This window comes from Pseudomonas sp. R37(2017), assembly GCF_002113375.1.
In the GTDB taxonomy this organism is placed as follows: domain Bacteria; phylum Pseudomonadota; class Gammaproteobacteria; order Pseudomonadales; family Pseudomonadaceae; genus Aquipseudomonas.
Map to the genome: position 1 here is coordinate 23210 of NZ_NEHO01000004.1, position 22116 is coordinate 45325.

The 22116-nt window shown below is 60.4% G+C and carries 20 protein-coding genes; 13 read left to right on the forward strand and 7 right to left on the reverse strand.

Annotated elements, in window-relative coordinates; all coding sequences use genetic code 11:
• Window positions 1-9 precede the first annotated feature (9 nt).
• From der to CAG47_RS08110, 3 genes are all read left to right on the forward strand, one after another.
• Complete coding sequence (gene der, locus CAG47_RS08100; RefSeq protein WP_085724372.1) at window positions 10-1479, forward strand: ribosome biogenesis GTPase Der; 1470 nt, start codon at window positions 10-12, stop codon at window positions 1477-1479.
• 145 nt (window positions 1480-1624) lie between these two features.
• Entirely contained in the window at window positions 1625-2773 is a 1149-nt protein-coding gene (locus CAG47_RS08105; RefSeq protein WP_085724373.1) for a pyridoxal phosphate-dependent aminotransferase, read from the forward strand.
• Entirely contained in the window at window positions 2761-3552 is a 792-nt protein-coding gene (locus CAG47_RS08110) for an amidohydrolase (RefSeq protein WP_085724730.1), read from the forward strand. Before CAG47_RS08105 ends, CAG47_RS08110 begins: the two co-directional genes overlap by 13 nt.
• A gap of 185 nt (window positions 3553-3737) precedes the next feature.
• Here the strand turns inward: CAG47_RS08110 and leuA are convergent, their stop codons facing one another.
• Window positions 3738-5417, reverse strand: coding sequence for a 2-isopropylmalate synthase (gene leuA / locus CAG47_RS08115; RefSeq protein ID WP_085724374.1), 1680 nt, complete (start codon window positions 5415-5417; stop codon window positions 3738-3740).
• A 286-nt stretch (window positions 5418-5703) separates the two neighbouring features.
• On the opposite strand from leuA, the gene CAG47_RS28925 reads away from it, so the two are divergent.
• Window positions 5704-5826 (forward strand): hypothetical protein, encoded by a 123-nt coding sequence (locus CAG47_RS28925; protein ID WP_256577385.1) that lies wholly within the window; start codon window positions 5704-5706, stop codon window positions 5824-5826.
• 51 nt (window positions 5827-5877) lie between these two features.
• Here CAG47_RS28925 and CAG47_RS08125 read toward each other — a convergent pair whose 3' ends face one another.
• The gene (locus tag CAG47_RS08125) at window positions 5878-6699 is read right to left on the reverse strand and encodes a M23 family metallopeptidase (protein ID WP_085724375.1); all 822 of its coding nucleotides are present in this window, start codon (window positions 6697-6699) and stop codon (window positions 5878-5880) included.
• Between the two features lie 3 nt (window positions 6700-6702).
• Window positions 6703-8082, reverse strand: a complete 1380-nt coding sequence (gene xseA / locus CAG47_RS08130; protein ID WP_085724376.1) for an exodeoxyribonuclease VII large subunit — start codon at window positions 8080-8082, stop codon at window positions 6703-6705.
• A gap of 198 nt (window positions 8083-8280) precedes the next feature.
• Here xseA and CAG47_RS08135 point away from each other — a divergent pair, with 198 nt between their 5' ends.
• A complete protein-coding gene (locus CAG47_RS08135) occupies window positions 8281-9048 on the forward strand; it encodes a sulfite exporter TauE/SafE family protein (protein ID WP_085724377.1) in 768 nt (255 codons plus the stop codon).
• Between the two features lie 124 nt (window positions 9049-9172).
• Here CAG47_RS08135 and CAG47_RS08140 read toward each other — a convergent pair whose 3' ends face one another.
• The 3 genes from CAG47_RS08140 to CAG47_RS08150 are packed head-to-tail and all read right to left on the reverse strand — an operon-like array spanning window position 9173 to window position 11568.
• Window positions 9173-9580, reverse strand: coding sequence for a DNA polymerase III subunit chi (locus CAG47_RS08140; protein ID WP_085724378.1), 408 nt, complete (start codon window positions 9578-9580; stop codon window positions 9173-9175).
• Between the two features lie 8 nt (window positions 9581-9588).
• Complete coding sequence (locus CAG47_RS08145; protein WP_085724379.1) at window positions 9589-10017, reverse strand: DNA polymerase III subunit chi; 429 nt, start codon at window positions 10015-10017, stop codon at window positions 9589-9591.
• Window positions 10018-10077: 60 nt separating this feature from the next.
• Complete coding sequence (locus CAG47_RS08150; protein WP_085724731.1) at window positions 10078-11568, reverse strand: leucyl aminopeptidase; 1491 nt, start codon at window positions 11566-11568, stop codon at window positions 10078-10080.
• A 425-nt stretch (window positions 11569-11993) separates the two neighbouring features.
• Between CAG47_RS08150 and lptF the strand changes: the two genes are divergently transcribed.
• From lptF to pdxJ, 8 genes are all read left to right on the forward strand, one after another.
• Window positions 11994-13112: an LPS export ABC transporter permease LptF gene (gene lptF, locus CAG47_RS08155; protein ID WP_085724380.1), complete on the forward strand. Its 1119-nt coding sequence runs from the start codon at window positions 11994-11996 to the stop codon at window positions 13110-13112.
• Entirely contained in the window at window positions 13105-14166 is a 1062-nt protein-coding gene (gene lptG, locus CAG47_RS08160; protein WP_085724381.1) for an LPS export ABC transporter permease LptG, read from the forward strand. The genes lptF and lptG overlap by 8 nt, the downstream gene beginning before the upstream one ends.
• Window positions 14167-14337: 171 nt before the next feature.
• Entirely contained in the window at window positions 14338-16137 is a 1800-nt protein-coding gene (gene lepA, locus CAG47_RS08165) for a translation elongation factor 4 (RefSeq protein ID WP_085724382.1), read from the forward strand.
• 5 nt (window positions 16138-16142) lie between these two features.
• Complete coding sequence (gene lepB, locus CAG47_RS08170) at window positions 16143-16997, forward strand: signal peptidase I (RefSeq protein ID WP_008053222.1); 855 nt, start codon at window positions 16143-16145, stop codon at window positions 16995-16997.
• Window positions 16998-17181: 184 nt separating this feature from the next.
• Window positions 17182-17871: a ribonuclease III gene (gene rnc / locus CAG47_RS08175; RefSeq protein ID WP_085724383.1), complete on the forward strand. Its 690-nt coding sequence runs from the start codon at window positions 17182-17184 to the stop codon at window positions 17869-17871.
• Window positions 17864-18766 (forward strand): GTPase Era, encoded by a 903-nt coding sequence (gene era / locus CAG47_RS08180; RefSeq protein WP_085724384.1) that lies wholly within the window; start codon window positions 17864-17866, stop codon window positions 18764-18766. The genes rnc and era overlap by 8 nt, the downstream gene beginning before the upstream one ends.
• 130 nt (window positions 18767-18896) lie before the next feature.
• The gene (recO, locus tag CAG47_RS08185; protein WP_085724385.1) at window positions 18897-19580 is read left to right on the forward strand and encodes a DNA repair protein RecO; all 684 of its coding nucleotides are present in this window, start codon (window positions 18897-18899) and stop codon (window positions 19578-19580) included.
• 52 nt (window positions 19581-19632) lie between these two features.
• Window positions 19633-20376 (forward strand): pyridoxine 5'-phosphate synthase, encoded by a 744-nt coding sequence (pdxJ, locus tag CAG47_RS08190; protein ID WP_085724386.1) that lies wholly within the window; start codon window positions 19633-19635, stop codon window positions 20374-20376.
• A gap of 126 nt (window positions 20377-20502) precedes the next feature.
• On the opposite strand, the gene mltF is transcribed toward pdxJ, so the two are convergent.
• A complete protein-coding gene (mltF, locus tag CAG47_RS08195; protein ID WP_085724387.1) occupies window positions 20503-21963 on the reverse strand; it encodes a membrane-bound lytic murein transglycosylase MltF in 1461 nt (486 codons plus the stop codon).
• Window positions 21964-22116: the final 153 nt, after the last annotated feature.

The following is a 22116-nucleotide window of genomic DNA, read 5'->3' on the forward strand; positions in this document are numbered from 1 at the left end:
GAGAGCCGCATGGTTCCCGTAATCGCCCTGGTGGGCCGACCAAACGTCGGCAAGTCCACCTTGTTCAACCGCCTGACCAGGACTCGCGACGCGATCGTCGGCGACTTGTCCGGTCTGACCCGTGATCGCCAGTACGGTGAGGCCAAGTGGCAAGGGCGTTCCTACATTCTGATCGACACCGGCGGTATCTCCGGTGACGAGCACGGTATGGACGAAAAGATGGCCGAGCAGTCGCTGCTGGCCATCGAGGAAGCGGATGTCGTTCTGTTCCTGGTAGATGCCAAGGCTGGCTTCACCGCCGCCGACCAGATGATCGCCGAGCATTTGCGCAAGCGTAACAAGCGTTCCCACGTAGTCGCGAACAAGGTCGATAACATCGACCCTGAAATGGCGCGTGCCGAATTCGCCCCGCTGGGCATGGGCCATGCGATCCCGATCGCCGGTGCCCACGGTCGCGGTATCACCCATTTGCTGGAAACAGCGCTGAGCGAATTCCCGAAAGACGAAGACGAGCCGGAAGAAGGCGAGGAAGAGGAAGTTGCCGAAGGCGAAGAAGCCAAGCGCATTCCTGGTCCGAGCGAAAAAGACGGGATCAAGATCGCCATCATCGGCCGTCCGAACGTCGGCAAGTCGACCCTGGTCAACCGTATGCTCGGTGAAGAGCGGGTCATCGTTTATGACCAGCCCGGCACCACTCGCGACAGTATCTATATCCCGTTCGAGCGTAACGACGAGAAGTACACGCTGATCGACACCGCCGGTGTACGCAAGCGCGGCAAGATCCACGAAGAAGTCGAAAAATTCTCCGTGGTCAAGACCCTGCAGGCGATCAAAGACGCCAACGTGGTGATCTTCGTGATGGACGCCCGCGAAGGCGTGGTGGACCACGACCTCAATCTGCTGGGCTTCGCCCTGGAAGCCGGTCGTGCAATGGTCATCGCACTCAACAAGTGGGATGGCATGACACCGGGCGAGCGCGACTATGTGAAAACCGAGTTGGAGCGCCGGCTGTTCTTCGTTGACTTCGCCGACATTCACTTCATTTCGGCGTTGCACGGCACGGGCGTGGGCAACCTCTACGGTTCGGTGCAGAACTCGTTCAAGTCGGCGGTTACCCGCTGGCCGACCAGCCGCCTGACCCAGATCCTCGAAGACGCCGTCAGCGAGCACCAGCCGCCGATGGTCAACGGTCGCCGGATCAAGTTGCGTTATGCCCACCTGGGTGGCGCGAACCCGCCGATCATCGTGATCCACGGCAACCAGATCGAGAAGGTGCCGAAGTCTTACGTGCGCTATCTGGAAAACACTTACCGCCGTGTTCTGAAGCTGGTCGGTACGCCGATCCGCATCGAGTTCAAGGGTGGCGAGAACCCGTACGAAGGCAACAAGAACACGCTTACCGACCGCCAGGTCAACAAGAAGCGTCGCTTGATGTCGCACCACAAGAAGGCTGAAAAGAAGCGTCGCGACAAGCGATAGACACAGCTTCAAGCCACAAGCGACAAGCTGCAAGTAAAAGCAAAAAGGGTCCTGCCAAGGACCCTTTTTTATGTCTGGCGGTTTGATGCTTGACCGCTTGCGGCTTGTCGCTTGAAACTTGCAGCTCACCTGTAGGGGCCCACCGATGATCACCAGTAAGCTGCCGAATGTCGGCATCACTATCTTCACTCAGATGTCTCAGCTCGCGGCACAGACCGGCGCGCTCAATCTGTCCCAGGGCTTTCCCGATTTCGCGGCCCCGCAGGCCCTGTGCGATGCGGTCGGCCGGCATATCGCCAGCGGCCATAACCAGTACTCGCCAATGACCGGGCTGCCGGTGTTGCGTCAGCAGGTCGCAGCGAAGATCGCCCGCAGTTATGGCGTGCAGGTGGATGTGGATACTGAAGTGACGGTTACCCCCGGCGCGACCGAGGCGATTTTCTGTGCCATTCAGGCGGTTATCCACAGCGGTGACGAAGTCATTGTGTTTGACCCGGCATACGACAGCTACGAGCCCTCGGTAGAGCTGGCCGGCGGTCGTTGCGTGCATGTGCAATTGGGCCTGAACGATTTCAGTATCGACTTCGAAAAGCTTGCCCAGGCACTGAGCCCGCGCACGCGGATGATCATTCTCAACAGCCCGCACAACCCCAGTGGTGCACTGATCAGCCGTGCGGAACTCGACCAGTTGGCAGCGTTGATCCGTGATCGCGATATCTATGTGATCAGCGACGAAGTCTACGAGCACCTGGTGTATGACGGCGTGCCCCACGTCAGCGTGCTGGCCCATGAAGAGCTGTATCAGCGTGCATTCGTGGTCAGCTCGTTCGGCAAGACCTACCACGTCACCGGCTGGAAAACCGGCTATGTGGTCGCTCCACCGGCCCTGACGGCGGAATTGCGCAAGGTGCACCAGTACGTGAATTTTTGTGGCGTGACGCCGCTTCAATATGCCTTGGCCGATTTCATGGCCGAGCATCCGGAACACGTTGAAGAGTTGCCGGGTTTCTATCAAGCCAAGCGCGATCTGTTCTGCGATCTGCTGGCGCCCTCGCGTTTCAGTTTTACCCGGGTGACCGGCACCTATTTCCAACTGGTCGATTACTCACAGATCCGTCCGGACCTCAATGACGTCGAGATGGCCCTGTGGATGACGCGCGAGCATGGAGTGGCCAGTATCCCGATTTCCGTGTTCTACCAGACGCCGCCGGAAGGCCAGCGCCTGGTGCGGCTGTGCTTTGCCAAGCGTGAGGAGACCCTGCGTGAAGCAGCGGAAAAACTATGCGTGATCTGAGTGCGCTGCCTAACCTGACCGTTGCGTTGATTCAGACTTCACTGGCCTGGCACGATCGTGAGGCCAACCTCGAGCATTTCGAGCCCTTGCTGGAACAGGCTCGCGGCGCCGACCTGATCATCCTTCCGGAGATGTTCACCACCGGTTTTTCCATGGAGTCCGAGAGCCTCGCGGAAGCGGAAAACGGCCCGACCAGCAAATGGCTGCGGGTTCAGGCCGCGAAGCTTGATGCGGTCATTACCGGCAGCGTGATCGTTCAGGCCGCCGACGGCAGCCATCGCAATCGTCTGTTGTGGGCGCGCCCGGACGGTGAGGTGCTGCACTACGACAAGCGCCACCTGTTCCGCATGGCGGGCGAGCACAACCACTACACCCCCGGCGAGCGCCAGGTGCAGTTCGAGCTAAAAGGCTGGCGCGTAAGGCCGCTGATTTGCTACGACCTGCGTTTCCCGGTGTGGAGTCGCGATGCCCAGGACACCGACCTGCTGCTGTACACCGCGAACTGGCCGGGCGCGCGGCGCCAGCACTGGAATCGTCTGTTGCCGGCACGGGCGATCGAGAATCTGTGCTATGTGGCGGCGGTGAATCGCATTGGCACTGATGGCAAAGGCTTTGCCTATACCGGTGACAGTCAGGTGCTGGATTTCCAGGGTGAAACATTGCTCGGTGCGGGGGAGGCTGATGGCGTGTTCAAGGCTGTGCTGGATGCGGCGGAGCTGGCGGCATATCGCGAGCGGTTTCCGGCGAACCTGGATGCCGATACATTTGAGTTCACCTGATATTTTCTCTGCCCGAAAGGACCCGTTCGCGAGCAGGCTCGCTCCCACATTGGATCGGTGTGAGCGCGGTCACGGTGGGAGCGAGCCTGCTCGCGAAGGGGTCATAACGGGCAACTCAAAAACCTGCTGACAAACAAAAAGGCCCCGAGGTTCTCACCCCGGGGCCTTTTGCATTTCAGCGATGGTTACGCCGCTTTCGCTTCCGGCTGGCTCAGCGAGCGGTTCAGTGCGCTGAACAGGGCCTTGAAGCTGGCGGTGGTGATGTTTTCGTCGATGCCGACGCCATGCACCGCACGCTCACCGTTCACGCGCAGTTCAATGTAGGCCGCTGCCCTGGCATTGGTGCCCGCGCCGATGGCGTGCTCGTTGTAGTCCATGATTTCCACCGGTACCGGCAGGCCGGCGACCAGCGCTTCGAGGGCGCCGTTGCCCTTGCCGCGCCAGTGCAGGTTGGTTTCGCCCTGGCCTTTGCTGGCCACTTCCACTTCGACGGCGCTGTGACCGTTTTCTTCCTGCAGGCGATGGCTGACCAGTGCGTACGGGGTGTTGGCCTGCAAGTACTCGCTGTGCAGCAGCGCGTGGATTTGCTGGGCGGTCATTTCCAGGCCCAGGCGGTCGGTTTCACGCTGCACGACCTGGCTGAACTCGATCTGCATGCGGCGCGGCAGGCTGATGCCGTATTCCTGTTCCAGGAGGTAGGCGATACCGCCCTTGCCCGACTGGCTGTTGACGCGGATGACTGCCTCGTAGCTGCGGCCGATGTCGGCCGGGTCGATCGGCAGGTACGGGACTTCCCACAATGCGTCGGATTTCTGCTGGGCAAAGCCTTTGCGGATCGCGTCCTGGTGCGAGCCGGAGAACGCGGTGTGCACCAGGTCGCCGACGTACGGGTGACGCGGGTGGACCTGGATCTGGTTGCACTCTTCGACGACTTTGCGCACGCCGTCGATGTCGGAGAAGTCCAGTTGAGGGTCGAGACCCTGGGTGTACATGTTCAGGGCCACAGTCACCAGGTCGACGTTACCGGTACGCTCGCCATTGCCGAACAGGCAGCCTTCGACACGGTCGGCGCCGGCCATCAGGCCCAGTTCGGTGGCCGCAACACCCGTCCCACGGTCATTGTGGGTGTGCAGGCTGATGATCACGCTGTCACGACGGTTGATGTGACGGCCGAACCATTCGATCTGGTCGGCATAGATGTTCGGGGTCGCGCATTCGACGGTGGCCGGCAGATTGAGGATCATCTTGTGCTCGGGCGTCGGGTTCCAGACTTCGATCACCGCATCGCAGACTTCCTTGGCGAACTCCAGCTCAGTGGCGCTGAAGGTTTCTGGCGAGTACTGGAAGGTCCACTCGGTTTCCGGCTGCTGGGCGGCGTATTTGACGAACAGCTTGGCCGCGCTGACGGCGATTTCCTTGATCCCGTCCTTGTCCTGGTTGAAGACAATGCGGCGGAAAGAAGGAGAGGTGGCGTTGTACAGGTGAACGATGGCTTTTTTCGCGCCGCGCAGGGATTCGAAGGTGCGCTCGATCAGGTCTTCACGGCCCTGGGTCAGCACCTGGATGGTGGTGTCGTCCGGGATGTGGTTGCCTTCGATCAAAGTGCGGACGAAGTCGAAGTCGGTTTGCGAGGCGGCCGGGAACGATGCTTCGATTTCCTTCACGCCGACCTGCACCAGGGTTTTCCAGAAGCGCAGCTTCTTGACGGAGTCCATTGGTTCGATCAGCGACTGGTTGCCGTCGCGCAGGTCGGAGCTGCACCAGATCGGTGCGGAGGTGATGGTTTTCGATGGCCAGGTGCGGTCCGGAATGTCGATGGTCGGGAACGCACGGTATTTCGAAGACGGGTCTTTGAGCATGCTCATCGGGAAATCCTTATTGTGTGGGCCGAAAAAAGGCGGCCTGCCGGTGGATCAAAAGTTCTTGGATCGACGCTTGGGACGACGCACCACGATTCAGCCCGGCAGTCGTGCACTGACGAGGCACAGGCTGCGGTGCTGGCGGAGCTGAATGAGGGTGTGAGAGGTTTTCATGCCTTCAACCCTAACCTTGAGGGGGGAGGATGGCAAGCAGTCGAAAAAAATTGGGAGAAGTTCTGCTTTTTATGTGTTTGTCGCGATCTGATCGCGAAAAAAATGGTGTGAGGCGTGAATGATTGCGCTGATGATCAAGCGTCCGCAATTGAAAATCGGCGGTGCAGCTGCTGGCCTGTTCGCGGGCAAGCCCGCTCCCACAGGGGGCTTTGGTGTATGCAAAATCGGTTTACACCACTGATCACTGTGGGAGCGGGCTTGCTCGCGAACAGGCCTCAGCTTCACCGCAAAATCAGGGTTGGAAAGCCCCAATGAAAATCGCCGGATCCACCCGCGCATCGTTCAGGCTGACATTCCAGTGCATATGGGGCCCGGTCGCGCGGCCCGTCGCGCCGACTTTGCCGACCACGCCGCCGCGCGCCAGTTGTTGGCCCACCGTCACGTCGATTTTCGACATATGGCAAAACATGCTGATAAAGCCCTGGCCGTGGTCGACGAACACCGTGTTGCCGTTGAAGAAGTAGTTGCCGATCAGGATCACCTTGCCGGCAGCCGGGGTCTTGATCGGGGTGCCGGCCGGTACGGCGAAGTCCAGGCCTGCGTGAGGGTTGCGCTCCTCACCATTGAAAAAGCGACGCACACCGAACTTGCTCGACAGCGGCCCGTTCACCGGCTTGTCCAGCAACAGGTTACTCGGGGTATTGGGGCTGAATGTGCGGTAAGCGGCAATCTGTTCGGCCAGCTCACGCTCGATGCGCTTGAGGTTCTCCGGGTCCGGATTGACCTGTTGGGTGTTCTTCAGGGTGATGCGCTGTTCCGGATATTTCTTGTTGCCAACCGTAAAACTCAGGTTACGGCCGCCGCTGCTGAGCGATTGAGCTCCCGGCTTGACCGTCAACGGTATGCCGACGATGGCCAGCCAGTTGCTCTGCTCCTTGACCACCAGCACGGGTTTGCCCTGGTAAGTGGCTTTTGGCGCCTGGGCCGATGTGCCCAGGTCCAGTACGGCAACACCGCCCGGCACCGGTTTGTTCAAAAGGCGGGTGATGTAGCTGTCGGCGTGGGCATTGAAGGTCAGGCACAGCAACAGCAGTGGAGCGAGGAAACGCGGCATGGATCAATCCAGTAGAGAAAGGGTGACAGGCGTCAGGTGATTGTCTTCGACCCGCACTTGCAGTTCGCCTTCGCCCAGTTTTGCCTTCAGGCGCTGGCCGGTATGGGTTTGCGCGGCGTTGCGGATCGCGTTGCCGCGTTCGTCCAGCAAAATGCTGTAGCCGCGGCCGAGGGTCGCCAGCGGGCTGACCACATGCAGTGTCTGCATCTGACTGTGCAATAGCATGCGACGGTTCTTCAGCCCTTCGCGGATGGCGCGTGGCAGGCGTTCGGCCAGGCTGTCGAGGCGCTGGCGCAGCATTGCCAGTTGCCGGCCCGGATGTTGCGCGGCCAGACGGGTTTCCAGGCGGATCAAGCGTTCGCGACGGGTGTTGAGGCTGCGCTCGAAGGCGCGACGCATGCGCATGTCCAGGTCATCCAGGCGCTGTGCCTGCTGGCGCAGGCGCTCGCCGGGATGACGCAGGCGTCGGGAAATGCCTTCCAGGCGCAGTCGATCGCGCATCAAGCGGTCACGCATGCGCATCACCAGGCGTCGGTGCAGGCTTTCGACTCGACGCACCAGGTCGCTGGAGTCCGGCGCCAGCAATTCGGCGGCAGCGGAAGGGGTGGGCGCGCGAACGTCGGCCACGAAGTCGCTGATCGACACGTCGGTCTCATGGCCGACCGCGCTGACAATCGGCGTCATGCAAGCATCTACGGCGCGGGCCACGGCTTCTTCGTTGAAGCACCAGAGATCTTCCAGCGAGCCGCCGCCCCGGGCCAGGATCAGTGCGTCGAAACCACGGGCGTCCGCCAGCTTCAGGGCGCGGACAATCTGCGCGGTGGCTTCGCGGCCCTGTACGGCGGTGGGGATCAGCGTCAATTGCACTTGCGGTGCGCGACGGCGGAACACGCTGATGATGTCGCGGATCACCGCCCCGGTGGGCGAGCTGATGATGCCGATGCGTTGCGGGTGCGCCGGCAGCGGCACTTTGCGTTCGGCACTGAACAGGCCTTCGGCGCTGAGTTTTTCCTTGAGTGCATCGAAGGCCAGGCGCAAGGCGCCATCGCCGGCCGGCTCCACGGTGTCGAGGATCAGTTGATAATCACCCCGCCCTTCGAACAGCGAGACTTTGCCGCGTACCTTGACCGCGAGCCCATCCTTCAGTGCCTGGCGAACCCTTGCCGCGTTCTGCCGGAACAGCGCGCAACGCACCTGGGCGCCGCTGTCCTTGAGGGTGAAATACACATGGCCGGACGCCGGGCGGGCGAGGTTGGAGATTTCGCCTTCGACCCAGATGTTGCTGAACACGTCTTCGAGCAACACCCGCGCGCGGCCGTTGAGCTGGCTGACGGTCAGGACTTCGCGGTCCAGGCCGAGTCTTGCAAAGGGATCTTTAATCATGGGGCGCAGTTTAAAGGCATTCGGTGATCAATCTCCATGTGTCAGCACAATTCCCCTGTGCAATGACTATTGTGGGAGCGAGCCTGCTCGCGAAGAGGGAGTGTCAGGACACATCAATTTAACTGACACACCGCTTTCGCGAGCAGGCTCGCTCCCACAGAGGTAAAGTCGTGGCGCAAGTTCACGGAAGAAAGGGATATGGATGTGATTGAGTTATTGAACCAATGGCCCTTCGGCCCGCTGGACTGGCTGGTTATCGGCGTGGGCATCGCCCTGGCCTACATCGTGTTTGGCATCGCCGGTTTCGGCACTGCGCTGGTGGCCGGGCCGATTCTGATTCTGTTCATGCCACTGTCGAAGATCGTGCCGTTGCTGGTACTGCTCGATTTTGTCGCGGCGTTCGGCAATCTGATGCCTTCGCGGCGCGATGTGGCCAGGCCGGAGCTGTTGCGGTTACTGCCCTGCATGGCGGTGGGGTGCACGCTGGGCGTGATTTTCCTGCTGAACCTCAAGTCCGATCTGTTGCTGCTGTTGATGGGGCTTTTTATCAGCGCCTATGGGATTTACAGCCTGTGGATCAAAGCCCGGCCAGCGCAACTGTCCGCCCTGTGGGCGCTGCCCATGGGGACGGTGGGTGGAATGTTCGGCGCGTTGTTTGGCAGCGGCGGCTTTCTCTATGCGATCTATCTGAGCAGCCGATTGCCCAAGGAGGCGGCCCGCGCGACCCAAAGTGCGTTGATCAGTTGCAGCACCGTGGTGCGTTTGAGCCTGTTTGCAATCGCCGGGGTGTATGCCGATTTGCCGTTGCTGGTGCTGGCGCTGTGTCTGTTGCCGGCGATGGTGCTGGGGCTGTGGTTGGGTCGACGGCTGACCATGCGGCTGTCCCGCGAGGCGTTCGTGCGCCTGGTGACCTGGCTGGTGCTGGCGAGCGGGATTGCGTTGATCGGGCGTTACTTGAGCACTTGAACTGCATCTTGTTCTCTGTAGGAGCGAGCATGCTCGCGATGGACTTTAACGATAACGCGTGTTTCCTGATAAAACGCGTCGCCCTCAGGTTCATCGCGAGCTTGCTCGCTCCTACAGAAAAGCTTCAATCGTTGTACTGGCTCAGCAGCCGTTCCAGCCGTGCATTGAGGCGGCGTTTGATTTCGGTCTCGATGTGCGGTGCGAAGTCGTCGATCACGTCTTGCATGATCAACTGCGCGGCGGCGCGAAGTTCGTTGTCCAGGTGCAACAGGTCATCCGGGCCTTTGCTGGCGGCGGGCGTCGCTGCGGCAGCGATGACCGGTTCAACGATAGGGGGGGAGGCTGTTGGTTCGACGGGAGGCAAAGGCTCGCTCACGGCGTCGAACAACATGGGAATCTGTTCCTGGTCGCCGTCCTCGACCGTGTCGGTCAGCAGGGGCGGTTGCAGGTTGTCGTCGCCGAGCAATTGGCGGATCGACTCAAGGTCGTCCAGCAGGTGCGCGGACTGTTGCAGCGGTTTTGAAGTGTCCATTGGAAGGCTCAGAGTCGCTGTAAACGGTGATCTTGCAGAGGATAGCCCTGTTCGCGGTAGAAACGGAAACTCTCCCGCGCGGCCTGGCGAATCGTCGGGTCTTCCACCACCACTTCCGCCACGCGGGCGAAACGCTGGGCGAAGGCCGGGACTTTCAGGTCGAGATTGACCAGCAGGTCCTGATGTTGACCGCAATCATCTCCCAGGCCCAGGACAATCAAGCCATCCGGCTCGCTTTCGGCGGGGCCGTGGGGCACGAAGCTTTCACCTTTGAATGTCCAGAGGCGTGCGTCGAGATCGCTGCGCTGGGCGGCGTCGCTGCAATGCAGGTAGACACGGTGACCCATGCGCCAGGCTTTTTCGGTGAGCTTGCAGGCGAAATCCAGCCGCGCCGAAGGATCGGCGCTGGGCAGGATATAGAAGTCGACTTTGGTCATTGCAGTTCCTGAGCCCTTGGCGGCGCGGCCCGAAAGCAACGCTGCCAAGGGTCATTGGTTTCAGGCTTTGGCGCGGTCCAGCAGGTATTGGGTCAGCAATGGAACCGGACGGCCAGTGGCGCCCTTGTCCTTGCCGCCGCTGGTCCAGGCGGTGCCGGCGATGTCCAGGTGCGCCCAGTTCAGGTTCTTGGTGAAACGCGACAGGAAGCAGGCCGCGGTGATGGTGCCGGCTTTCGGGCCACCAATGTTGGCGATGTCGGCGAACGGGCTGTCCAGTTGCTCCTGATACTCATCGAACAGCGGCAGTTGCCAGGCGCGGTCGTCGGCAGCCTTGCCGGCGCTCAGCAGTTGGCCGATCAGTTCGTCGTTGTTGCCCAGCAGTCCCGAGGTGTGGGAGCCCAGGGCGACCACGCAGGCACCGGTCAGGGTCGCGATGTCGATGACGGCTTGCGGCTTGAAACGCTCGGAGTAGGTCAGTGCGTCGCACAGCACCAGACGGCCTTCGGCGTCGGTGTTGAGGATTTCCACGGTCTGGCCGCTCATGGTGGTGACGATGTCGCCAGGGCGCGAAGCGGTGCCGCTCGGCATGTTTTCGGCGCAGGCCAGGATGCACACCAGGTTGATCGGCAGCTTCAGTTCGAGCACGGCGCGAAGGGTGCCGAACACGCTGGCGGCGCCGCCCATGTCGTACTTCATTTCATCCATGCCGGCGCCCGGCTTGAGGCTGATGCCGCCGGTGTCGAAGGTGATGCCTTTGCCGACCAGCGCGTAAGGCTTCTCGGATTTCTTGCCGCCGTTGTATTGCATAACGATCAGGCGCGGAGGCTGGGCGCTGCCCTGGCCTACGGCGTAGAACGAGCCCATGCCCAGTGCCTTGATCTTCTTCTCGTCGAGGACTTCGACTTTCAGGTCCTTGAACTCTTTGCCCAGGTCTTTGGCCTGTTCACCGAGAAAGGTCGGGTGGCAGATGTTTGGCGGCAGGTTGCCCAGGTTACGGGTGAAGGCCATGCCGTTGGCGATGGCGGTGGCATGGGTCACGGCACGCTGCACTTCAGCCTGGGCGGCCTTGATGGTCAGCAGGGTGATTTTCTTCAGGGCGCGGGGTTCGGCTTTCTGGCTCTTGAACTGGTCGAAGGTGTACTCGCCGTCCACCAGGGTTTCGGCCAGCAGGCGGGTCTTGCCATAGCTGTCGCGGCCTTTGACGACCATTTCATCCAGCGCCAGCACGGCATCGTTGCCGCCAAGGCCCTTGAGGGTATTAAGGATGCCGGCGATGATTTTGCGGAAGGGGCGGTCACCCAGTTCGTCGTCCTTGCCCACGCCCACCAGCAGCACGCGCTCGGCCTTGAGGTTCGGCAGGCTGTGCAGCAGCAGGCTCTGGCCAACCTTGCCGGCCAGATCGCCGCGCTTGAGCACAGCGCTGATGGCGCCGCCGCTCATTTCATCGAGTTGTTTGGCGACGGCGCCGAGCTTGCGGCCTTCGCCGACGGAGACCACAAGAGTGGCGGTCTTCAACGTTTCCGGGTTGACGCTTTTTACAACCAGTTCCATGTCCGGGTCCCTGAATTGATGGTTATCACGCATGCCCCCGACACCTTATGTGCGTCGATTGCTTATAAATGAAGGCGCCAGGATCGACCGGCGACAAAGGCCGCAGTTTGAACCTCGCTACCAGCGGCTGACAACCCTCCGGTACGAGATTGGATTCAATCCTGTAGGAGCGAGCATGCTCGCGAAGAACCAGAGACCACTGCGGGGATTCAGACTACCCGCGTTATCGTTCACGACCATCGTCGGAACGCCGCCCGGAGCATGCTCGCTCCTACAGTACACGCTCTGTGTCCATGCATTGCGCAGTGACAGGCGCACCCAATCACAGGATAATGCGCCATCTTTTTCGGCGGCCCTGTCTTGCGGGCTGTCCGATATGTTTGCTTGTTTGGCCGCCTTAGCCTGACAACCCTGGAGTGTCTGGTTTGATCGTCTTCCGTTATCTATCCCGCGAAGTCCTGTTGACCTTGAGCGCCGTCAGCGCCGTGCTGCTGGTCATCATCATGAGCGGTCGCTTCATCAAATACCTCGCCCAGGCGGCCTCGGGCCTGCTGGATCCGGGTTCGCTGTTCCTGATCATGGGCTTTCGCTTGCCGGGATTCCTCCAGCTGATCCTGCCGCTGGGGTTGTTTCTCGGGATCCTGTTGTCCTACGGGCGCCTTTACCTCGAAAGCGAAATGACCGTGCTCTCGGCCACCGGCATGAGCCAGCAGCGGCTGGTGTGGATGACCATGTTTCCAGCCACCCTGGTCGCACTCGTGGTGGCGTGGTTGAGCCTGAGCCTGGCGCCACAGGGGGCCAACCAGTTTCAGCTGCTGCTGAACAAGCAGGATGCCCTGACCGAGTTCGATACCCTGGAGCCTGGGCGCTTCCAGGCCCTGCGTGACGGCACGCGGGTTACCTACACCGAGCGCATGTCGGATGACCGCATCAATCTGGGTGGCGTGTTCATCTCGCAAAAAAACATCAGCTCCAACAACAAGGATCGCGGGATTTCTGTCCTGGTGGCGGAAAAGGGGCGTCAGGAAATTCGTCCGGACGGCAACCGTTACCTGATCCTGGATAACGGCTATCGCTATGACGGTAGTCCGGGGCAGGCTGACTACCGGGCGATCAAGTACGACGAGTACGGTGTGTTGCTGCCAAAGCCGGAGGTCAGCGACGAAGTCACCGACCGTGACGCGATGCCGACCAGTAAGTTGATCGGCAGTGAAGACATTCGCGAGCGTGCCGAGTTGCAATGGCGCATGTCGCTGCCTTTGCTGGTGTTCATCGTGACCTTGATGGCGGTGCCGCTGTCGCGGGTCAACCCGCGTCAGGGCCGATTCCTCAAGCTGCTGCCGGCAATTCTTCTCTATATGGCGTACCTGACCATCCTGATTGCCGCCCGCGGTGCCCTCGACAAGGGCAAGATCCCCGCAGTGGTGGGCTTGTGGTGGGTGCACGGGATTTTCCTGGCCATTGGCCTGGGCTTGCTCTATTGGGAACCCTTGCGCTTGAAGAGGGCGAGTCGCCGCAGCGCGCTGGAGGTGGCCCGTGGTTAAGCTGGATCGCTACATTGGTAGCAGCGTGTTCATGGCGATTCTGGCGGTGCTCGGGATCATTCTCGGTCTGGCGACACTGTTTGCCTTCATCGACGAGATGAGTGAAGTCAGCGAAACCTACACCCTGGTCGACGCGCTGAGTTATGTCTTGTTGACAGCTCCGCGCCGCATGTACGAAATGCTGCCGATGGCTGCGCTGATCGGTTGCCTGATCGGTCTGGGCAGCCTGGCCAGCAACAGTGAGTTGACGATCATGCGCGCCGCCGGCGTGTCGATCGGGCGGATCGTCTGGGCGGTCATGAAGCCGATGCTGGTACTGATGCTGGCCGGTTTGCTGGTCGGCGAGTACATCGCTCCACCCGCTGAAACCACCGCGCAGGCCAATCGCTCGCTGGCCCAGGGCAGCGGCGATGCACAAAGCGCCAGGCATGGTATGTGGCACCGCCAGGGCGATGAATACATCCATATAAACTCGGTGCAACCCAACGGCATCCTGTACGGCGTGACCCGCTATCGGATCGACAGCGAGCGGCACATGCTGTCGGCGAGCTTCGCCAAGCGTGCCGAGTTCGACACGGATCACTGGCAGTTGACGGACGTGACGACCACGGTGTTCCAGGAGCGCAGCACGGAAGTGGTGTCGCATCCGTCCGAACCCTGGAACGTCGCTTTGAGCCCGCAATTGCTGAGCACCGTGGTCATGGTGCCGGAATCGCTGTCGATCAGCGGTCTGTGGAGTTATATCCACTACCTGGAGGATCAGGGATTGAACAGCAGCCGCTACTGGCTGGCATTTTGGGTCAAGGTGTTGCAGCCGCTGGTGACCGCCGCCCTGGTGTTGATGGCGATTTCCTTCATCTTTGGCCCGCTGCGTTCGGTGACCCTGGGTCAACGGGTGTTCACCGGCGTGCTGGTGGGCTTCACTTTCCGCATCGTTCAGGATTTGCTGGGGCCTTCGAGCCAGGTGTTCGGCTTCCCGCCGTTGCTTTCGGTGCTGGTACCGGCGGGTATTTGTGCCGTGGCGGGGCTCTGGTTGCTGCGTCGAGCCGGCTGACGGCGGTCATTTCCCGACCGTTTTGACGATAGAAAACGCCCTTGTCGCAAGACCGGGGCGTTTTTGTAGGTGCCGTCTGACCTGCGAACGTGACGCTTGTGCCGTGGATCAGGTACAATTCCCGGCTATTTTTCGGCGGGCTATGCCTGCAGCCTTTTTGAGTGTTGATCCGTGAGTGATTTGAGTCATATCCGCAATTTCTCCATCATCGCCCACATTGACCATGGCAAGTCGACGCTGGCCGATCGCTTCATCCAGATGTGTGGTGGCCTGGCCGAGCGCGAAATGGAAGCCCAGGTCCTGGACTCCATGGAGCTCGAACGCGAGCGCGGGATCACCATCAAGGCGCACAGCGTTACTCTGTATTACAAAGCCAAAGACGGTATCAACTACCAACTGAACTTCATTGACACCCCCGGCCACGTTGACTTCACCTATGAGGTGAGCCGCTCGCTGGCGGCCTGTGAAGGCGCGCTGCTGGTGGTCGACGCAGGTCAAGGCGTTGAAGCGCAGTCGGTTGCCAACTGCTATACGGCGATCGAGCAGGGCCTGGAAGTCATGCCGGTGCTGAACAAGATCGACCTGCCACAGGCCGAACCGGACCGCGTCAAGGAAGAAATCGAAAAAGTCATCGGCATCGATGCCACTGACGCGGTCACTTGCTCTGCCAAGACCGGCCTGGGCGTCGATGAAGTGCTCGAGCGCCTGGTAACCACTATCCCAGCGCCGACCGGCAGCATCGAAGATCCGCTGCAAGCGTTGATCATCGACTCCTGGTTCGACAACTACCTGGGCGTTGTCTCCCTGGTTCGCGTACGCCACGGCCGCGTGAAGAAGGGCGACAAGATCCTGGTCAAGTCCACCGGCAAGGTCCACCTGGTGGACAGCGTCGGTGTATTCACCCCGAAACACACCCCGACCGCTGACCTGAAGGCCGGTGAAGTGGGCTTTATCATTGCCAGCATCAAGGACATTCACGGTGCGCCGGTGGGCGATACCCTGACCTTGAGTTCGACGCCGGACGTCGACGTGCTGCCGGGGTTCAAACGCATTCAGCCGCAGGTGTATGCCGGCCTGTTCCCGGTCAGCTCCGACGACTTCGAAGACTTCCGCGAGGCGCTGCAAAAGCTCACCCTCAATGACTCGTCGCTGCAGTACACGCCGGAAAGCTCCGACGCACTGGGCTTCGGCTTCCGTTGCGGCTTCCTCGGCATGCTGCACATGGAAATCATCCAGGAGCGCCTGGAGCGCGAGTACGACCTGGACCTGATCACCACGGCGCCGACGGTAATCTTCGAGCTGCTGCTCAAGACCGGCGAGACGATCTATGTCGATAACCCGTCGAAGCTGCCGGACCTGTCTGCCATCGAAGACATGCGCGAGCCGATCGTGCGCGCCAATATTCTTGTGCCGCAGGAGCACCTGGGCAACGTCATTACCCTGTGCATCGAAAAGCGCGGTGTGCAGGTCGACATGCTGTTCCTCGGCTCCCAGGTACAAGTGACCTACGATTTGCCGATGAACGAAGTGGTGCTGGACTTCTTCGATCGTCTGAAATCCACCAGTCGCGGCTATGCTTCTCTGGACTACCATTTCGATCGTTACCAATCGGCCAGCCTGGTGAAACTGGATGTGCTGATCAACGGCGACAAGGTCGATGCGCTGGCCCTGATCGTGCACCGTGACAACTCGCACTACAAAGGTCGCCAGTTGACCGAGAAAATGAAGGATCTGATTCCGCGGCAGATGTTCGACGTGGCAATCCAGGCCGCCATTGGCGGGCAGATTGTGGCGCGGACAACCGTCAAGGCGCTCAGAAAGAACGTATTGGCCAAATGCTACGGTGGTGACGTCAGCCGTAAGAAAAAGCTGCTGGAAAAGCAAAAGGCCGGTAAGAAACGCATGAAGCAGGTCGGCAACGTGGAAATCCCACAGGAAGCCTTCCTTGCAGTGCTCAGGTTGGATAGTTAGGTCCTATGTCACTAAATTTCCCGCTGTTGCTGGTCATTGCCGTGTTTGTCTGCGGCCTGTTGGCGTTGCTCGATCTGTTGATCCTGGCCCCGCGTCGGCGTGCCGCCATCGCTTCCTATCAGGGCAGCGTCAGCCAGCCTGACATGGTCGTGGTCGAGAAGCTGAACAAAGAGCCGCTGCTGGTTGAATACGGCAAGTCCTTCTTCCCGGTGTTGTTCATCGTGCTGGTGCTGCGTTCGTTCCTGGTGGAACCGTTCCAGATTCCTTCCGGTTCGATGAAGCCAACCCTGGATGTCGGCGACTTCATCCTGGTGAGCAAGTTTTCCTACGGGATCCGCTTGCCGGTGATCGACAAGAAAGTCATCGAAGTCGGTGATCCGCAACGCGGTGATGTCATGGTGTTCCGCTACCCGAGCGATCCGAACGTCAACTACATCAAGCGTGTAGTGGGTCTGCCGGGCGACACGGTTCGTTACACCGCCGACAAGCGTCTGTTCGTCAATGGCCAATCGATTGCCGAGCAATTGGTCGGCTCCGAGCCGGGTACGCTGGGCAGTGCTGAGCTCTACAAGGAAAAGCTCGGTGCGGCCGAGCACATGATCCGCAAGGAAATGAGCCGCTATCGTGCAATGCCGGACCATTCGTGGACCGTGCCGGCCGGGCACTACTTCATGATGGGCGACAACCGCGACAATTCGAACGACAGTCGCTATTGGGATGATCCGAACATTCCCAAGGATCTGCTGGGCATGGTTCCCGACAAGAATATCGTCGGCAAGGCCTTTGCGGTCTGGATGAGCTGGCCGGAACCGAAACTCAGCCACCTGCCGAATTTCTCGCGGGTCGGGCTGATCAAGTAATCAAACACGGCGCTGTTGAACACAGCGCCGAATGCATTTCTGGAACCGGCACATTCGGGGCTGAATGCATGAAGCCAATGATATTCAGGACGTTATTTTTGAACACAGCGTTAATTGTCCCAGGCCTGCGCCGCCTCACGGCGATGGCAGTGCAATCCATCCACGAACTCAGCGTGGGTAAACCGTGAGCGTCTCCTTAAGCCGTCTAGAGCGTCAGCTCGGCTACACCTTCAAGGATCAGGAACTGATGGTCCTGGCCCTGACTCACCGCAGTTTTGCCGGGCGTAACAACGAACGCCTGGAGTTTCTCGGTGACGCCATCCTCAACTTCGTCGCTGGCGAGGCGTTGTTCGAGCGTTTCCCGCTGGCTCGCGAAGGCCAGTTGTCGCGTTTGCGCGCGCGCCTGGTCAAGGGGGAGACCCTGGCCGTCCTGGCTCGTGGTTTCGATCTTGGCGAACACCTGCGCCTGGGTTCGGGCGAGCTGAAAAGTGGCGGTTTCCGTCGTGAGTCGATCCTGGCCGATGCCCTCGAAGCGCTGATCGGTGCGATCTACCTCGATGCCGGCATGGAAGTGGCCCGCGAACGCGTGCTCGCCTGGCTGGCCGGAGAGTTCGAAGGCCTGACGCTGGTCGACACCAACAAGGATCCAAAGACCCGCCTGCAAGAGTTCCTGCAGTCCCGTGGTTGCGAGCTGCCACGTTACGAAGTGGTGGATATCCAGGGTGAGCCGCATTGCCGGACGTTCTTCGTCGAATGTGAAATCATCTTACTGAATGAAAAAAGCCGAGGTCAGGGTGTGAGTCGTCGTATCGCCGAACAGGTGGCGGCCGCCGCAGCACTGATTGCCCTGGGTGTGGAGAATGGCAATGACTGATACAAACGCAACTCGCTGTGGCTATGTTGCCATCGTCGGCCGTCCGAACGTGGGCAAGTCCACGCTGCTGAACCACATCCTGGGCCAGAAGCTGGCGATCACCTCGCGCAAACCGCAAACCACCCGTCACAACATGCTCGGTATCAAGACCGAGGGTGATGTGCAGGCGATCTATGTCGACACCCCAGGTATGCACAAGGGGGGCGAGAAGGCCCTGAACCGCTACATGAACAAGACTGCTTCGGCGGCGTTGAAAGACGTCGACGTGGTGATCTTCGTGGTCGACCGCACCAAGTGGACCGAAGAGGACCAGATGGTTCTCGAGCGCATCCAGTACGTGACCGGCCCGCTGATCGTGGCGCTGAACAAGACCGATCGCATCGAAGACAAAGCCGAGCTGATGCCGCACCTGAGCTGGTTGCAGGAGCAACTGCCGAATGCGCAGATCATTCCGATTTCCGCGCAGCACGGGCACAACCTCGATGCGCTGGAGCGCGTGATTGCCGAGCATCTGCCGGAAAACGATCACTTCTTCCCGGAAGACCAGATCACCGACCGCAGCAGCCGCTTCCTCGCCGCCGAGCTGGTGCGCGAGAAAATCATGCGCCAGATGGGCGCCGAGCTACCGTACCAGATCACCGTTGAAATCGAAGAGTTCAAGCAGCAGGGCAAAACCCTGCACATCCATGCCTTGATCCTCGTCGAGCGTGACGGTCAGAAGAAAATCATCATTGGCGACAAGGGCGAGCGCATCAAGCGCATCGGCACCGAAGCGCGCAAGGACATGGAGCTGCTGTTCGACTCCAAGATCATGCTCAACCTGTGGGTCAAGGTTAAGGGTGGCTGGTCCGATGACGAGCGTGCGTTGCGTTCGCTGGGTTATGGCGACCTGTAACACGCAAGCCCTCCTGTAGGAGCGAGCATGCTCGCGATGGACCCGAGAGCGCCGCGTTCATTCAGAAAGCCCGCGTAATCGTTACCCTCCATCGCGAGCCTGCTCGCTCCTACAGTCCAATGAGACTTCCATGTCCCAACCCATCGCCCAACCCGCCTACGTCCTGCACTCCCGCGCCTACCGCGAGAACAGTGCGCTGGTGGATTTCCTGACGCCGCAAGGGCGGTTGCGGGCAGTGTTGCGCAGTGCGCGGGGCAAGGCCGGGACGCTGGCGCGGCCGTTCTTGCCGCTGGAAGTGGAGTTTCGGGGCAAGGGCGAGTTGAAGAATGTCGGGCGCATGGAAAGTGCCGGTGTCTCCACCTGGCTCAATGGCGAGGCGCTGTTCAGCGGCCTTTACCTCAATGAGTTGCTGATACGCCTGTTGCCCGCCGAAGATCCGCACCCCGCTGTGTTCGATCACTATGCCGCCACGTTGCTCGCCCTGGCCGAAGGTCGCCCGCTGGAGCCCTTGCTGCGCTCCTTCGAATGGCGCTTGCTGGATGACCTGGGGTACGGCTTTTCCCTGAGCGTCGATATCCATGATGAGCCGATTGCACCGGACGGCCTCTACCGGTTGCAAGTGGATGCGGGGCTTGAACGTGTCTACCTGCTGCAACCGGGACTGTTCAATGGCGTTGAACTGGCGGCCATGGCCGATGCCGACTGGTCCGCACCCGGCGCGCTATCAGCTGCCAAGCGCTTGATGCGCCAGGCGCTGGCAGTGCATCTCGGGGGCCGGCCGCTGGTTTCCCGCGAGTTGTTTCGAAAACCGTAAATTCCCCATGTATGCTGTGCACCGAACTTTCTCTTCTTCTGGAGCGTTTTCCGTGACCACCAGCACCCGTATTCTTCTTGGCGTGAACATCGACCACGTTGCCACCCTGCGTCAGGCCCGGGGCACCCGTTACCCGGACCCGGTCAAGGCAGCACTGGACGCGGAAGAGGCGGGCGCCGACGGCATCACCGTGCACCTGCGCGAAGACCGTCGGCACATTCAGGAGCGCGACGTGCTGTTGCTCAAGGACGTGTTGCAAACCCGCATGAACTTCGAAATGGGCGTCACCGAAGAAATGATGCAGTTCGCCGAACGCATCCGTCCTGCGCACATTTGCCTGGTGCCGGAAACCCGTCAGGAACTGACCACCGAAGGTGGCCTGGACGTAGCGGGGCAGGAAGCGCGGATCAAGGCGGCGGTTGAGCGCCTGGCGAAAATCGGCTCTGAAGTGTCGCTGTTCATTGACGCCGATGAGCGCCAGATCGAAGCTTCCCGTCGCGTGGGTGCGCCGGCCATCGAGCTGCACACCGGTCGTTACGCCGATGCCGAGACGCCGACCGAAGTCGCTGAAGAACTCAAGCGCGTGGCCGATGGCGTAGCCTTCGGCCTGGCCCAGGGGCTGATCGTCAATGCCGGCCATGGCCTGCATTATCACAATGTCGAAGCCGTGGCGGCGATCAAGGGCATCAACGAGCTGAACATCGGCCATGCGCTGGTGGCTCATGCGCTGTTCGTTGGCTTCAAGTCGGCTGTTGCGGAGATGAAGGCACTGATTTTGGCGGCTGCCAAGGCCTGAAGGCAGACACAAAACCCTGTGGGAGCGAGCCTGCTCGCGAAAGCGGTTTATCCTTCAACATCTTTGTTGACTGACACACCGCCTTCGCGAGCAGGCTCGCTCCCACATTGACTTTTATTGTCTGGATTAGAGCGGTGCAGGCTCCTGCGCCGGCTTGGTCTTGTCGATCCCCGGCACAAGCAGTTTGCCTTCGGCGACCTGATCGCCTTCGAGCTGCGGCTGCGTGACCCAGGTCAGGATGTCGTAGTAGCGACGGATGTTCGCCACGAAGTGCACCGGTTCGCCACCACGGGCGTAGCCGTAGCGGGTCTTGCTGTACCACTTCTTTTCCGACAGGCGCGGCAGGATCTTCTTCACGTCCAGCCATTTGTCCGGGTTCAACCCTTCCTTGGCCGCCAGTTTGCGTGCGTCATCCAGGTGACCGCTGCCAATGTTGTAGGCGGCCAGGGCAAACCAGGTACGGTCCGGTTCCTGAATCGAATCGTCGAGCTGGTCTTTCATGTAGGCCAGGTACTTGGCGCCGCCCATGATGCTCTGTTTGGGGTCCAGGCGGTTGGACACGCCCATGGCCTGCGCGGTGTTCTGGGTCAGCATCATCAGGCCGCGCACGCCGGTCTTGGACGTAACGGCCGGCTGCCACAGCGACTCCTGGTACCCGATGGCCGCCAGCAGGCGCCAGTCGACTTTCTCTTTCTTGGCGTACGACTTGAAGTGCTGTTCGTATTTGGGCAGGCGCTGCTGCAAGTGCTGAGCAAACGTGGTGGCGCCCATGTAGCCGAGGACGTCGACATGCCCGTAGTAGCGGTCCTTGAGGCGTTGCAGGGTGCCGTTTTTCTTGACCTTGTCCAGGTATTCGTTGATTTCGTTGAGCAGGCTGTTGTCGTCGCCCGGCGCAACGGCCCAGCTCTGGTTGCTGGCGTCACCGAGGTCGAAAGCGACCCGGATGTTGGAGAAGTACACCTGATTCATCGCGACTTCGTTGGAGTCGACAAGGGTCAGGTCGATCTGGCCTTCATCCACCATGCGCAGGAGATCGACGACCTCGACTGCGTCGGATTCTTCGTATTCGATGCCGGGAAATTTCTGTTTCAGCTGCGCCAGTTGTTCGGCGTGGGTACTGCCCTTGAGCACCATGATCTTCTTGCCCACCAGATCCTTGGCATCGGTGGGCCGTGACTGGCCATTGCGGTAGATGACCTGCGGGGTGACTTCCAGATAGGAGTGCGAGAAGCGCACCTGCTTCTTGCGTTCTTCGCTGCTGACCAGGCCGGCAGCCGCCAGCACCGGGCCGTTGGGCTTGCCGACCTGGTTGAACAGGTCGTCGAGGTTGTCGGCGGTCTCGATCTTGAGGTCGACCCCCAGATCGTCGGCGAAGCGCTTCACCAGCTCGTATTCGAAGCCGGTTTCGCCGTTGCGATCCTGAAAGTAGGTGGCGGGGCTGTTTCGGGTAACCACCCGCAGCACACCATCCTCCTTTACGCGCTCAAGCGTGTTGGGTTTATCAACACAGCCACCGAGCATCAGGAAGAGTCCGGTTGCGATCAGCCATTTGGCGTACCGCGGACGTAAAGCCGTTGGGGAAAACATCTGCGCAGTATACGCAAAGGACCACGGGCGCCATATCTCGACAGCGAAGGGGTTGTCTGCTAGAGATCACAAAACCGACCGAAACCCCGCAGGAATGGGCCTTGTCTGCATTTTGTTACAGTAAAAATAAGCTGTCATCAAACCCCTGGTTAA